General features: G+C 41.6%; 14 protein-coding genes. 8 read left to right on the top strand and 6 right to left on the bottom strand.

Going from position 1 to position 14,338, the window contains the following annotated elements:
- The first annotated feature begins 161 nt into the window (after positions 1-161).
- The gene (locus IMZ31_RS02135; protein ID WP_207529014.1) at positions 162-1,379 is read left to right on the top strand and encodes a DUF4317 domain-containing protein; all 1,218 of its coding nucleotides are present in this window, start codon (positions 162-164) and stop codon (positions 1,377-1,379) included.
- 38 nt (positions 1,380-1,417) lie between these two features.
- Here IMZ31_RS02135 and IMZ31_RS02130 read toward each other — a convergent pair whose 3' ends face one another.
- Entirely contained in the window at positions 1,418-1,882 is a 465-nt protein-coding gene (locus IMZ31_RS02130; protein ID WP_207529013.1) for a UPF0158 family protein, read from the bottom strand.
- Positions 1,883-2,053: 171 nt separating this feature from the next.
- Between IMZ31_RS02130 and IMZ31_RS02125 the strand changes: the two genes are divergently transcribed.
- Complete coding sequence (locus IMZ31_RS02125; RefSeq protein ID WP_207529012.1) at positions 2,054-2,767, top strand: DsbA family oxidoreductase; 714 nt, start codon at positions 2,054-2,056, stop codon at positions 2,765-2,767.
- A 143-nt stretch (positions 2,768-2,910) separates the two neighbouring features.
- Here IMZ31_RS02125 and IMZ31_RS02120 read toward each other — a convergent pair whose 3' ends face one another.
- Both IMZ31_RS02120 and IMZ31_RS02115 read right to left on the bottom strand, forming a co-directional pair.
- Positions 2,911-4,014, bottom strand: coding sequence for a DUF1648 domain-containing protein (locus tag IMZ31_RS02120; protein ID WP_207529011.1), 1,104 nt, complete (start codon positions 4,012-4,014; stop codon positions 2,911-2,913).
- The gene (locus IMZ31_RS02115; protein WP_207529010.1) at positions 4,015-4,401 is read right to left on the bottom strand and encodes a GntR family transcriptional regulator; all 387 of its coding nucleotides are present in this window, start codon (positions 4,399-4,401) and stop codon (positions 4,015-4,017) included.
- Between the two features lie 196 nt (positions 4,402-4,597).
- Between IMZ31_RS02115 and IMZ31_RS02110 the strand changes: the two genes are divergently transcribed.
- Positions 4,598-5,476 carry an NAD(P)-dependent oxidoreductase gene (locus tag IMZ31_RS02110; protein ID WP_207529009.1) on the top strand — a complete coding sequence of 293 codons (879 nt, stop codon included), beginning with the start codon at positions 4,598-4,600 and terminating at the stop codon, positions 5,474-5,476.
- 292 nt (positions 5,477-5,768) lie between these two features.
- Entirely contained in the window at positions 5,769-6,593 is an 825-nt protein-coding gene (locus tag IMZ31_RS02105; RefSeq protein WP_207529008.1) for a Cof-type HAD-IIB family hydrolase, read from the top strand.
- 160 nt (positions 6,594-6,753) lie between these two features.
- Here the strand turns inward: IMZ31_RS02105 and IMZ31_RS02100 are convergent, their stop codons facing one another.
- Positions 6,754-6,951 carry a hypothetical protein gene (locus tag IMZ31_RS02100; RefSeq protein WP_207529007.1) on the bottom strand — a complete coding sequence of 66 codons (198 nt, stop codon included), beginning with the start codon at positions 6,949-6,951 and terminating at the stop codon, positions 6,754-6,756.
- Positions 6,952-7,117: 166 nt separating this feature from the next.
- Positions 7,118-7,657, bottom strand: coding sequence for a GNAT family N-acetyltransferase (locus IMZ31_RS02095; RefSeq protein WP_207529006.1), 540 nt, complete (start codon positions 7,655-7,657; stop codon positions 7,118-7,120).
- A gap of 244 nt (positions 7,658-7,901) precedes the next feature.
- Here IMZ31_RS02095 and IMZ31_RS02090 point away from each other — a divergent pair, with 244 nt between their 5' ends.
- The 4 genes from IMZ31_RS02090 (at position 7,902) to metA (ending at position 11,321) form a co-directional block, all read left to right on the top strand.
- Positions 7,902-8,228: a PadR family transcriptional regulator gene (locus IMZ31_RS02090; RefSeq protein ID WP_207529005.1), complete on the top strand. Its 327-nt coding sequence runs from the start codon at positions 7,902-7,904 to the stop codon at positions 8,226-8,228.
- A gap of 4 nt (positions 8,229-8,232) precedes the next feature.
- A complete protein-coding gene (locus IMZ31_RS02085; protein ID WP_207529004.1) occupies positions 8,233-8,979 on the top strand; it encodes an HAAS domain-containing protein in 747 nt (248 codons plus the stop codon).
- Between the two features lie 127 nt (positions 8,980-9,106).
- Positions 9,107-10,189, top strand: a complete 1,083-nt coding sequence (locus IMZ31_RS02080) for a thermonuclease family protein (RefSeq protein WP_242705621.1) — start codon at positions 9,107-9,109, stop codon at positions 10,187-10,189.
- A 202-nt stretch (positions 10,190-10,391) separates the two neighbouring features.
- The gene (gene metA / locus IMZ31_RS02075; RefSeq protein ID WP_207529003.1) at positions 10,392-11,321 is read left to right on the top strand and encodes a homoserine O-acetyltransferase MetA; all 930 of its coding nucleotides are present in this window, start codon (positions 10,392-10,394) and stop codon (positions 11,319-11,321) included.
- A gap of 241 nt (positions 11,322-11,562) precedes the next feature.
- Here metA and IMZ31_RS02070 read toward each other — a convergent pair whose 3' ends face one another.
- Entirely contained in the window at positions 11,563-14,322 is a 2,760-nt protein-coding gene (locus tag IMZ31_RS02070; RefSeq protein ID WP_207529002.1) for a UPF0182 family membrane protein, read from the bottom strand.
- Positions 14,323-14,338 lie beyond the last annotated feature (16 nt).

Here is a 14,338-nt window from a genome sequence, read left to right as displayed (position 1 = left end):
CACAGCATCCCTCTTCCATCTATTCTCCTCACACGACATGACTCGGTCTATGTCCTACTTGTATTATATCTTCTATCTCTATGAGATTCTACCTCTTTTAAGGTGGTAAGCTATGTTAAAATAAACTATTATAAGCAGAACCACGTAGGAGTGAACGACCGATGGATAAGAAGGATATCGCCGGAATTCGCCGGCAGCTGAAAGTTGATAACGATCTACTCAAGATCCAGAACATCTTTAACGTCTATATCATGAAAGAAACAACAGAAATCTACCACCATCAGAGCCAGCCATTTGAACTACTAGAGCGGGAACAGCAAGAACTGTTTATGAACAATTTCAAAAAGTTGCTAACAGGAAAGCTCGATGAAAAGTTGTTTGAACTAAAGTTTCAACGAGAAGCCGAGAATCATACGCAGCTTATTTTACATAAAGGCCTGTTAACCAATAATGTTCAGGACTGGATGCAAGAAATGCTCTATATGACGGAGAAGATGATCGCAGAACGCCCTTACGAACACGATGTAGTCATTACATTCGTCCGGGCAGAATATTTGAAACCAACGCGTAGAGGGAATTCAGAATCAGAAGAGAGTGACCGGGACACTGTATACTCCCATCCCTTCATCCTTTGCAGCGTGAACAAAACAGAAGATCCGAAGAAGGAATATCAATTCGACTATGTGCAGAAAGAGTTTAAGTACAACATTGAAGTCGACCCCGTCGTTGACCTGAATACACCAATGGGCGGCTTCCTCTTCCCTACGTTTACCAATCACTCAGCGGATGTGAACCACATTCTGTACGCTTCTGGAAAAGCTCATGAGCCAGACCTTCATTTTGTAGAAGAAGTGCTAAACGGTGAAGAACCAATGACGGCTATGGAGGATAAGGCAGTATTTGAAGAAGTGATTCGCGATGTCGTGGGTGATCAACTTAATCCCTCTACGCTCGGGAACGTCTATCGTGAGGTCAATCAAGTTGTTGAAGACCATGAAGAAGGCGAAGAGCCACCGAAACTTGATTATAGAGACGTTGAGCGCGTTCTGACCATGAGCGGTGTAGAGCAGGAGAAGATTGATTCTGAGAAAATCAAAGAATCCTTTAAGAGGTACACAGAAGACGATAATTATGAATTAAAAGCCAGCAGTATCGTACCGAAATACAAGTCAAAATCAATCAAGATCAATACGAAGCTCGCCAATATCTCCATTAGTCCGCAAGACTTAGAACACGTCAAACAAGTCAATTTCGACGGAAGACGTTATCTAATGATCGAACTAGAAGAAGATGCGGAGATTGAAGGCTTTAAGATGTTGCCAGAAGCCTTTGGCGGTGCCACAAAAGCAGAAGAAAAAGAAGAAGAAGGAGACAGTTAACTGTCTCCCTCTTTTCCTTGATCAAACGTTTGATCAATTTATGATTCGTAAGGAATTTCTTCATCCTCGCACCATCTCTCGGCGACTTTAAGAAATTGAGCTTCCCGATAAGCATACCAATCTTCTGCGAGGCCTAAGTCTCCCACCATATCTTTAAAACGGCGGAAAGCTCCTCGGCCGCGAATCGCCCGAAGTAACTTATTCCCCTTCTCTTCATCTTCTAGCGAATGAGCGAAGGATTCCATCACTCTATACTCGTCCAAGTCACGTGGTGTTGGCAGTTCTACGAAGCGACCATTCTCATCCGCGACAAAAAGATCGGCCCATTTACGATTTTCTTGCTGCCAATCCGGTAAATGATCAATTGGCTTCTCGTCTTCTGCATCACGGATCTCATCATGAGTGATTGTGATGATCTGTCCTGTTTCTTTGTCCAGGTATATATTCCAATCGCCATCGTTCATTTCTGCGTTCTCAGCAATAGTTTGAAGGTTTACTTTCATTACGTTCAGTCCTTTCCTCCATAAATCATAGTTTTTTATAATTTCAACGCCCTTTTCGGCTCTACTGTAACAAACCTTACTTTGCACAGAACAGCCCTAAAGCACCTAACATGCCCACAAACCTCTCCGATGTTATAATAGAGGCACGTAAGAGACATGGAGGTATGTATCATGAGAATTGAAGTATGGTCAGATGTAGTCTGCCCGTTTTGCTATATCGGGAAACGTCGTCTAGAAGCGGCTCTTAAAGAATTTGAACAAGCCGATCAAGTAGAGATTGATATACAGTTTAAAAGCTTTGAATTAGACCCAAATGCTCCAGTGAACAGCAATCAAACCACCAATGAAAAACTCGCTGAAAAATACGGCAAGACCTTAGAAGAAGCCAAACAAATGACAGCAAATATGACTGAGCAAGCTGCAGCAGTTGGTCTTGACTTTGACTTTGATCGTACGATTCCAACAAACACGTTCGATGCTCATCGCCTCTTCCAACGTGCTTCTGAAAAAGGAAACGGCAACAAAGTATCTGAGCACTTATTCCAAGCTTACTTTGAAGCAGGCAAACACGTCGGCGACCGTTCCATCTTGAAAGAAATCGCCCTTGAAGCTGGTCTATCAGAAGAAGACGTAAAAGCTGCCTTTACTGATGAGAAATATGCAACAGCTGTAAGAAGCGATGAACAAGAGGCCGGACAAATCGGTGTTCAAGGCGTTCCATTCTTCGTATTCAACCGCAAATTTGCTATATCAGGCGCCCAGCCGAAAGAAGTCTTCTTACAAGGCTTGCAAAAAGCTCACGAAGAAGAGAAACAAGCACCTGCTTTCGAATCGATCGGCGGTAAAGACACAGAAGTATGTACGGATGAAGGATGCGACATCTAATGAAGAGTTTAAATATACAAAAATAAGACAGGGCTCTAGGCCCCTGTCTTATTTTTTAGCTATATTTTATTGATCAAACGTTTGATCAATAGCCCATCACCTTCGATATCAAAGGGGTTTAGAGAGTATTGATGAGATACTCTCTAAAGGAAAGATAGTAATAAAATCAGCAAAATCGGAACCACTAACACAATGTAAGCCATCGGACGAGCAAAGTTAACCGTCATTCCTATCCCAAACCGCTTCTCTACCAAGACAGAAGGATCTTGTTTATTAAAGTAGATCATGCCACCGATCCAGTACCTGTCTTCATCATACTCCTCTACTTTACCATCTTGATCCGTCACCACAACTTCATCTAAATCAGAATCCACTTTCCCAACTTTAATAGCAAACACTACGGCCCCGGCTAATGTAAGAAACATAAAGATCAGAGGCACCAGCATAATCATCATGTCATCAAACATGTTTCCGTATAGAGTCATAGCTTGTAAAAACGAGAATAGCATGGTCAGTAACAAAGAGACTAACAGCAGTAACCAGCTTGTGTATTTACGTAAGTTTATTTGCCTCTTTTTAGACGCCTGTTTGTTCGTTGGACGAATTTTTATACCTGAGCGTTTCGTTAGTTCAATGATGCCAAGAAACATCCCTTGGAGAACCATCAAGATAATCGGAAGGGAGAAAACAGATAGAACACTCTTATCTGTATAAGCATCAGGTTGCCCATCTGCTCCCCAATGAACAGGAATCTGATCAGGAAACTGATTATAGTTGGCTGCTGTAAAAGCCATTAATCCGATTGTTAAAAGAATTGGCAGGGACACGACATACCAGGGCAGCATTTCATCTTTAGCCCTGATGTTTAGATCAGAGATTTTCACTTGCTTTTTACCCTCAAACCAGCGCTGTTCCTTCTTCAACTTAGAGATCTTCACATGAAAATAGAAGTAAAGAACAAGTGAAGTAACAATAACAAGCATCGGCTGCATCGTTCCCATAAGTGCCAGTTGGACATCTGTTGGTGTGGTGCTCATGCTCCAGACTAAGAAAGTTATGAGAACACCAAGTGCCAATACCCCGGTAATAAGAGAATATAATTTTTTCGATCGCTTAATCACCGCGTTATTCGTATGTTCCATCGGTACCGTCACACCAAACACAACAGTCCGTTTAACTAAGAAAGGAATGGAAACTTGAATGACACTCACGATCAGCGTCGATAAGAATAAAATGATCCCTTCCATTTATTTCATCTCCCTTACATTTCTCATAATTGAATCTACAAGCGCGTGAACCTCTTCATCGTTCATCCCTGAAACCATAGCTTCAACAACAGTCGGCCTTAGCTTTTCAGACAATAGATTCGTTTGCTCTTTAGAGGCACCTTTCAATGGGTCCACGCTTATAACAGCTCCTGATTTCGGAACGATTGTTATAACCCCTTTGGCCTCCAAGTCATGATAGCTCTTATTAATCGTATGCATGTTCACACCAAGGTCCGACGCAAGACCACGCACAGAAGGTAACACATCGCCAACTGCTAGCTCCCCGCGAATAATCCCTTCCATCACCTGGGTGCTCACCTGGGAATAGATCGGTATATCCGAGTCTGGCTCAATTTGAATATACATCCTCCCACCTCCATTCTGTTCTACTACTATTATAACAGAATTGTTCTAGTTGGTGTATAACAATTTACAGTAGACATAAAAAATAGGCAGGAATCGAATTCCCGTTATTTAAAACCCAAAATAGATGCAATTCCTGTAATCGCTACCACTCTCCTGCTATACTGTACATAAATAAAGAGTAGGATGGTGAGTACATATGAATAAGACAATTGGCTTTATCGGAACAGGAGTTATGGGGAAAAGTATGGCGCGGAACCTAATGAAAGCTGGATTCTCGGTCAATGTATATACTAGAACGAAAGTAAAAGCAGAAGACCTAATTGCTGAGGGGGCTTCGTGGAAAGACAATGTGACAGAGCTCGCTGCAAGCTCAGACATTATCATAACGATAGTGGGATACCCAAGTGATGTGGAAGAAGTGTATCTTGGAGACAATGGGATTATCCAACATGCCAAATCCGGTTCTTACCTCATTGACATGACTACCTCCTCGCCACAACTGGCTCAACAAATCTTCGACACAGCAAAAGAACATAACCTTCACGCGTTCGACGCTCCTGTTTCAGGTAGTGACATTTACGCAGAGCAAGGGAAGTTAACGATTATGGTTGGTGGAGACAAGGAGTACTTCAATGACGTTCTCCCAGCTTTTGAGGCCATGGGCCAAAATGTTGTCCTTCAAGGACCAGCAGGATCAGGCCAACATACGAAAATGTGTAACCAGATCGCTATTGCCTCTACGATGATGGGCGTTGTTGAAGCCATTACGTATGCAGAGAAAGCAGGACTCGATCCAAAGACCGTTCTTGAAAGCATTCAGTACGGAGCAGCAGGCAGCTTCTCCCTATCCAATCTAGCCCCTCGTATGATCGATGGAAACTTTGAACCCGGCTTCTATGTGAAACATTTTATTAAAGATATGAACCTCGCCATCGAGTCAGCTGATAAAATGGAGTTACCAGTCCCAGGCTTAAAGCTGGCTAAAGATCTATATGACCGTTTGAGTGAAGCTGGTGGGGATAATGACGGGACCCATGCGCTTTATAAATATTATAAGATGATGGCTGAACAATAGGATAAAGATAATTAGTTCTCTTTCACTTATAAAAATAAAAGCAAGGAATTCTCCCCCTTTATGGAGAATTCCTTGCTTTTTTAATGACTTCGAAGCTACTATAAGTACTTTGACACAGTTTAATAATCCATGCTCATCGCAATATTTTATCAGGATCTCATCCCCACTATATAAGCGATTATCCTTTATCTCCCTTTGTTTCATATGAAAGACCCTTCCCCATGTCTTAAGAATTCTAGTAAAATGATAGTAGATACGAAATGAAGCTAGATAAAGAGAGGATTATGCAGGCATGTCTTACAAAATGATTATTCTAGACTTAGACGATACATTGTTAGGAAATGACCACAAGATCTCAGATCGCAATAAACAGGCTCTAATGAAAGTTCAAGAACAAGGGGGTAAAGTGGTACTTGCCTCAGGTCGACCAACGTATGGCATGGTACCTTTCGCTAAAGAGCTTTCCCTTGCTGAATACGGAAGCTTCATTCTTTCCTTTAATGGTGGAAAGATTATAAACTGCCAAACAAATGAAGAATTCTTTAGTCAGACGTTAAGTGTAGAAGCCGTTCGTCGACTAAACGAAATTAGCCAGCGAGAAGGCGTTCAGATCCACACCTATGTTGGAGATGAAATCGTTACAGCGGAAGAAAACCCTTATACGTCAATCGAATCAGATCTGACAGGTCTTCCGATTAAAGTGGTGGATTCATTTATGGATGGTGTGACTGAACCCGTTGTGAAAATACTTATGGTTGGAGAACCTGAGCACCTTAAAGTTGTTGAAAAGAAACTTCAAGAAGAACTAGGGGACGAATTTAGCGTCATGCGCTCGAAGCCATTCTTCCTCGAATTCACCGATAAAGGCATTACAAAAGGAACAAGCATTGAGAAATTAATACAAGAACTTGGTGTAAAGCGTGAAGAAGTAATTGCCATGGGCGACAGTTACAATGACCAGGAAATGATTGAATTCGCAGGTCTGGGCGTTGCGATGGGAAATGCCCCTGAGGATATTAAACACGTTGCTGATTTTGTGACCGATACGAATGTGAACCATGGTGTCGCACAAGTGGCTGAGGAGTTTCTGTTGAAAGAGCACTTCACTTATAAATAACGAACCTTTGCAAAGGCATTGAAAAACAAGATGAAGCATCGCTCATACGATTGTAAAAGAGATCCCGAAGAACTAAGATTAGTTCTTCGGGATCTCTTTTTATCTTGATCAAACGTTTGATCAACGCTTGTTTCGCTACTAGCATATTCACCTATAGCAATTATTCCAATTCCACAACTCTTGCAACAGACTCTCCGCAGTTTTTGCATTTTCCTTCTAAGAGAACGCCCTCAGGATGATCTAAGATGATAAAATCCACTATAGTCACAGCATCCAGGCAATTTGAACAAAACACATTTTGAATTAACTTCTCCCTACTATCTTTTGGGATCGATAACCACTTTTTGTTTGCTTCCATTATGTCACCTCCAGGGACCATGAGACAGGTTCCTTGTCCCGCTTTGGGTAAAGCTGTCAACTTTTCACTCATTATACTAAGGAAAGGTCACTGATCTTTTTTTTCTTTAACTTTGATAAAATGTCATTGATCATTATGGTGATCGCCTAAAAAAAACTCACCTCAATCATAAATCATTTGGATTAATAACCGCAAACACCTGATGATCTTCCCAGATTCCATTAATCTTCACATTTTTAATTGCCAGTCCCTCTTTATGAAAACCTGCTTTCTCTAACACACGACAAGAGGCTTTGTTCTTTGGCATAACACCAGCTTCAATACGATGTAACCCCAAAACAGTAAACGCGTACGCAACAACTAACTTCACTGCTTCTGTAGCATATCCCTTGCCGTTATAATCAAGCGCCAAAGAATAACCGATCATGGCGCTTTGTAAGGCGCCCCGCTTCACATCAAATAAGCTCACCTCTCCAATTAACTCATCATTTTCCCGTAAGAAAATGCCAAACTTATAACTTTGATCCTGCTTTTGGTATTCTATAAACTTCTGAATCCTGTCACGTTGATTATCATATGTATAGAAATCAGGTTCTCTCGCCATCGAGGTGGATTCAAAAAAAGCTCGGTTGTCTTGCTGTAGATGAAGCAAGCTTTCTATATCCTCCATTGTAAAAGACCTTATATAGATCACAGTTGATTTCAAGCAGGTCACCTCCTCTCTTTTCTAATACCATTATACACATTGTAACATTCAAGGCACTAAGGGACTTGGGGACAGGTTCCTTGCCCCATAAATTAACAAAAGACTTGAATTTCCATCTAATGTATATTACCTTTAAACTATATTGTATTACAAAGTAGTTGAGGTTTCTGGTTATTTTTTTTGGTTAACTATATTGCATTACAAGTTAGTTAACGACAACGAACTGTTAAAAGGAGGTACATGATTGTCTTCAAGTCAAATACTAAAAGGCATTCTAGAAGGGTGTCTTCTCTCGATTATTGGTAAGGGAGAAACCTATGGCTATGAAATGATAGAAAAGCTACATGCCTCCGGGTTTACTATGGTTAAAGAAGGGAGCATTTATCCCCTATTACTCCGTATGAAAAAGGATGGGCTTGTAGCAACGACTCAAAAGAAGGTGCCCTCAGGTGGACCAAAACGTAAATATTATTCTTTAACCTCAAAAGGGGAAGAAGAACTAGAGGAGTTCAAGAAGAGATGGAGTGCTATTTCAGGAAGCGTTGAAACTTTGTTAGGAAAGGATGGTTAAATACATGCAGATATCTAGGGAAAGTCAGGAATTTTTGAAGAATCTAAGGGTGTACTTATTGTCTAGCGGTAAGAACGAACAAGAAATTAATGATATTGTTGAAGAGTTAGAAGATCATTTACATGAAGCTGAGAAGAATGGAAAAGACGTGGATGAAATCATCGGTCAGTCTCCAAAAGAGTACATGAATCAGTTAGCAGATGAAATGCCACTTGATCTCACAAGCGTATTAAAGTATATTCCTATTATTATACTTGGGGGCTTTTCGTTTATCCTGATGGAGGACGCGATTCGAGGTAACTTAGAATACTCATTACTAGAGATCATCGGTTACCCATCGGGTCTCCTAATCAATCTCTTTCTTATCGGCGCCGCTTTTAAATATTTAGCTAGCACTAAATTATCTGCAACCAAACAATGGCTCATCCTATCCATTGTTGGAATGGTCCCTACTGCATTATTTGTCGGTATTTATTACTTAGATCGTTTTATTGAAACACCTGCGTTTCAGTTAGGAACCTTTGGAGTCGCGTCGGCGGTCGTTGTTTCCATTTCGGTCTTTATCGGAATCGCTGTATGGAGTAAGTCGTGGGTAACGATCATTATTCCTCTTCTCTTGTTCCTGCCAAAGGTGCTCATTGATATGACGAGTATTGAAGGGGACACAAAGTTAATCGTCAACAGCATCTTACCCTTCTTATTGGTCGGCCTTTACCTGCTGATCGTTTCAAAGAAAGAGCAACAAATCTAACGATAAAAAGACTGCTACTGTAGCAGTCTTTTTTCTTTGCTTTACTGATAATGTGGAATAATTTTGATCTGTAGTTACTATATGTTTTATAATGAACGCTGATTGAAAAACGTTTGGAGGACTTTTTTTGAATAATGTATTTATGATACTCGTGCTTCTGTCATTCCTTGGATTGATTGCAGGTTTAATAGCTCCTAAACTCGCAATCTTCTGGAATCGCAACAAGGCGAGTCGCAAGAAAGTGTTAAAGATCTATCCGGCAATTTTAGTAGCCAGCTTCATTCTGTTTGGTATTACATCTCCTTCCCTTGAAGAAATGGAAGAGAAAACTACTGTATCTAGCGAATCGGAGACTGTTGAAGAAAGTAAGCCAGCGGAAGATACAAAGGAACAAAAAGATGACCCTCAAACTAGTGAAAATAAGACTGATGAGGTAGAGAATAAAGAGAAGCACAACTCAGTTGAAACAGAAAATAACAACACTGCCAACAAGAGCAAGGAAGAAGATGAGTCAAATCAATCAATAAGTAAAGACTCTCCATATGAACAAGCGACTGTTTCAAGAGTAGTAGATGGCGACACAATTGAAGTTACGTATAACGGGAAAACCGAAGACGTGCGCTTGTTACTGGTAGATACACCTGAAGTGAAACACCCATCAAAGCCTGTTCAAGAATTCGGGCCAGAAGCATCGGCATATGCAAAGAAGATGTTAACACCAGGAACAAAAGTTGGACTCGAATTTGACGGTCCAAAACGTGATAAATACGACCGACTTCTTGCTTATATTTGGGTAGATGGACAAAACTTTAATAAAGCGTTACTCGAAAATGGATATGCCCGATTAGCCTACAGGTACGATCCTCCCTATACCCATTACGAAACGTTCATGAAAGCACAGAATCAGGCCAAATCTCAAGACCTTGGCATTTGGAGCGTAGAAGGCAATTACGTACAAGATGATGGATTCCACCAGGAAGTTCTAGTTACAGAAAGTGCCGAAGAAGAGACGCAACAACAAGAAACAACTAGAGATCAAAACGGAACAACTAGTTTACCGTATGATCCAAATGGACCTGACCGTGACTGTGGCGATTTCGACTCTCATGAAACAGCCCAGGCATTCTTTGAAGCTGCAGGAGGTCCGGAACGAGATCCCCATCGATTAGATGGCTCAGATGGAGACGGGCTAGCTTGTGAGAGTTTATAAGGAACAAGGGTTTCAGACCCTTGTTTTTTTATTGGATATGTTAATAGAGCTTTCTGTTTTATTGATCAAACGTTTGATCAATCCCTCTTCACCCATTCCCCCTTTTCCTTCATGAATTTAAAATTTTTCGGGATGGTGAATACATTAAATTTTGTTATAATAGATAAAATATTGAAAAAGTTTAAAAGAGGGGTGAATGCGAATGCCTATTAATATACCTGAGAAACTACCGGCTAAAGATATATTAGAGAAAGAAAACATCTTCCTCATGGAGGATCCACGCGCTAATAAACAGGATATTCGTCCTTTGAATATCCTCATCTTAAACCTAATGCCAGAAAAAGAGAAAACCGAACGCCAATTGCTTCGTTTACTTAGTAATTCACCATTACAAGTCAACGTAGAATTCATCCACACATCTACATACGAATCGAAAAATATTAGCAAATCTCACTTAAGTCAGTTCTACAAAACGTATAATGAAATTAAAGAAAAAAATTATGATGGGATGATTATTACGGGTGCCCCTGTCGAGCAGCTACCTTTTGAAGAAGTTGCTTACTGGGAAGAGCTAACGGAAATTTTGGAATGGACGAAAACAAACGTTACATCTGTTCTGCACATTTGTTGGGGTGCACAGGCTGCTCTCTATCACCATTATGGGATTGATAAGTATGAACTACCAGAGAAAATCTCCGGAGTTTTTCAACACCGCATCATGAATGAAACGAACAAACTAGTCCGAGGAATGGATGACGCGTTCCTTGCTCCTCATTCACGCTACACTGATGTATCAGAAGAAGAGATTCTAGCGAACGACCGATTAACGTTACTCGCCTCATCAAAGGAAGCTGGCGCACTATTGATGATGTCTAACGATGAGAAGCATGTGATGATTACAGGTCATATTGAGTATGAATCAACGACGCTCGCAGAAGAATATGAGCGGGATGTCGCGAAAGGGCTCGATGTCAAAGTTCCATCCGGCTACTATCCAGATGATGATCCTGACCAGAAACCTCTCAATCGGTGGCGATCACAAGCCTATCTGCTGTTTTCGAATTGGCTGAATTACTGCGTTTATCAGGAGACTCCTTATGAATGGGGCACGGAAGATTTGTGGAGCATTTAGTGGGCCAGGGGGACAGGTTCCTTGTCCCTATGTAGGATCTACTACCTTTTGATTGATTACAAAAACCTATTAAAAGATCACTGATCTATTGAATCAGTGATCTTTTTTCATTTCATCCACCTCATAACGTCACAGATCCAATCACCTATACTCCCCCTATCCAAAAAGTGGGACAAGGTACCTGTCCCCACTTCCCACAAATAAAAATGCCCGCCACAATTAAGGGCGGGCAGATTATCATTTATCCTTCTGTATCAGAAGAGGAATCCTCAGACTCCTCTTCCCCATCAAGTTCCGGCTGGGAAGGTTGTTGTTCTTGTTGAGCTTCTTCCAACAAGGACTGAATCTCCTCCATAATACGTCCGGCTTCTTGATAGTTGCCTTCTGACGTTTGTTCCTGATACTGATCAAATAGATCGGATACTTCTTGAAGTACTTGACTTGATTCAAGCATCTCTCCTGTATCAGGTGTCTCGCCTTGCTCTCCTTCTCCATCTGGCGCTTCGCCATCAGGATCAATGCGGGATAGCAAGACTTCTAAAGCACGGTCAAAGGTCGGCTCCATCACAATCTGGTTCTGATAGGCAACGATGACCTGTTTGACTTCTGGTAAAGATGTTTCATTAGACGATTTTATATAGATTGGTTCCGCGTAAAGGATCGTATCCTCAATCGGCAGGACAAGTAAGTTCCCGCGGATGACCTCAGATCCACCTTGAGACCACAGGTTCAACTGCTGAGAAATGTCGCTGTCCTGGTTAATTCTGTTCTCGATTTGTTGCGGACCGTAGACGTTTTCCTGTTTAGGGAATTCGTACACCATCATCTCCCCGTAGTTATCCCCATCGTTTCGAACACCCATCCAAGCAATCATATTTTGACGATTACGCGGAGTGAATGGAGTCATGAGGACGAATTCTTCTTCCTCTGCTTCAGGCAGACGCATCGTCACATAATAGGGTTCCATCGTTACATCATCGTTAAAGTATTTTTCCGTTGGAATCTCCCAGTAGTCCTCACGATTATAGAAGACTTCAAGATTCGTCATATGATAGGTCTGGTAAAGATTCGACTGGACCTTGAACAGATCGATCGGATAACGGAAGTGACTGCGAACATCTTCAGGCACTTCTTCTGTGAACAGGTCTGGGAAGATATTGCGGTACGTCCCAAGCAATGGCTCTTCAGGGTCTACCACATAAAACGTGGTTTCTCCTGTATACGCATCTACGGTTACTTTCACCGAGTTACGGATATAGTTTTTACTTCCTTCATAGGCCTCAGAGTAGGGATAATTACTCTCTGTTACATATGCATCAATCATCCAGGCCATTGTCCCATCATCTCTGACGAAAATATATGGATCTTCGTCATACGAAAGGAACGGAGCAATACGCTCCACACGATCCATAATGTTTCGTGTCTGAAGCATTTGGCTATCCCCCGTTACCTGATCCGAAACAAATAATCGGAACGACCCTTCATCAAGGGCAAAAAGTGCTCGGTTAATGCCAGATAGCGGAATGCCGGTATCCGCTTCAAAACGGTTCGACTTGTTCTCATCCCCAGAAGGATAATCAAACTCGTCGACCCCACTATTTACAACAACCGTGTCATACTGCTCCTCACCGAAGTAAACTTGCGGTCGTGTGATCTCCAGCTCTCCTTGAGGAGGCAAGTTCTGAACCATATATTCTGGTTGTCCTTGCGGTGTAATCTCATGAACGTTACTCATTGCGAGCCCGTAACCGTGCGTATAACGAAGGTTCTGGTTCACCCACGTCTGCGCTTGCGATGGCAAGTCTGACGTATTCAATTCACGAGCTCCCAAGAAGACTTGTTGGTATTCACCATCAATGTTGTAACGATCGATATCAATATCATTAAATTCATAATACGTACGGAACGTTTGTAGCTGATTGTACACATCAAGGATTGGTCGACTATCGTTAATGCGTACATTATTAATCGTATCCTGGTTTCGTTCCACCATCTCACGATCAAGCGTATCCGCTCCCGGATGCTGAGCCTCCGTCATATCCTCAAGCTCATAGGCAGTTCTTGTCATAGAGAGGTTCTCTTCCAAATAAGGGCTTTCTTTAGAAAATTCATTCGGCGACACAACGAAATTTTGTACAATCATGGATGCACCTTGTGCCACAATCCCCACGACAATATAAAGAATAATCGGCAGAATCATGCTCTTCCAATTGCCACGGAATAAAGAAATGATCACCCAGATTGTACCGAGTAAAGCGGCACCAGCCAGAACATATGAAGCTGGGTTATTAATCACATCGTCCGTATAACTCAAGCCATGCACAACACTTTGTTGCGCCACATTGACCTGATTGGTAAGTAGTGAATAAAACGGCTCAAGTACATGTTGCGCTGCTAGTAACACGCCAATAATCGCTAGTGTCGTACCAAGATGCAATTGCGCTGTACGACTTGTGCGATACATCGTGAAAACAGAATACAATCCAATTTCCACAAACAAGAAGAAAATCGCAAGACCTAAAACAGTCGATAGAGCGAACTCTATAAATGGCAGCACGAACATATAGAAGGATACATCACGATCAAAGTGTGGATCACTTACACCGAAAGGCTCATAATTCAAGAACTTAAGCCACGGCTCCCAGCCTACTCCTTGAACAATTGTACTTCCGATCAGTCCAATAAATAGGGCCAAAAGAAGTACCAATGATCGACTCCACTTCTTACTCGTAACGAGCGTTGGTAACTGCCCTTCATTAAAGTGTCTTAAATAAGATTTCCGTACCCAACTAAACGTAACGTAGGTACAAACCGCGAAGAGGATAAAGCCAACAATCCCAAGCATAAACTTGCTCGTCAGAATCGTCATATAGGAATCCTGGTACCCTACTGTCCCCATCCATATGTAGTCTGTAATCCAGTTTAAGGACAAAAGAGTGAGAACCAACAAGGCAATGACAACAAACCCTATCTTCCCAAACCATCCTCCAAACTTTTTCATCTTTTTATTTCCTCCA

The sequence above is a fragment of the Pontibacillus sp. ALD_SL1 genome, from assembly GCF_017355605.1.
Note: the sequence above shows the minus strand (reverse complement) of the source record. Positions and strands in the feature narration are given on the sequence as shown.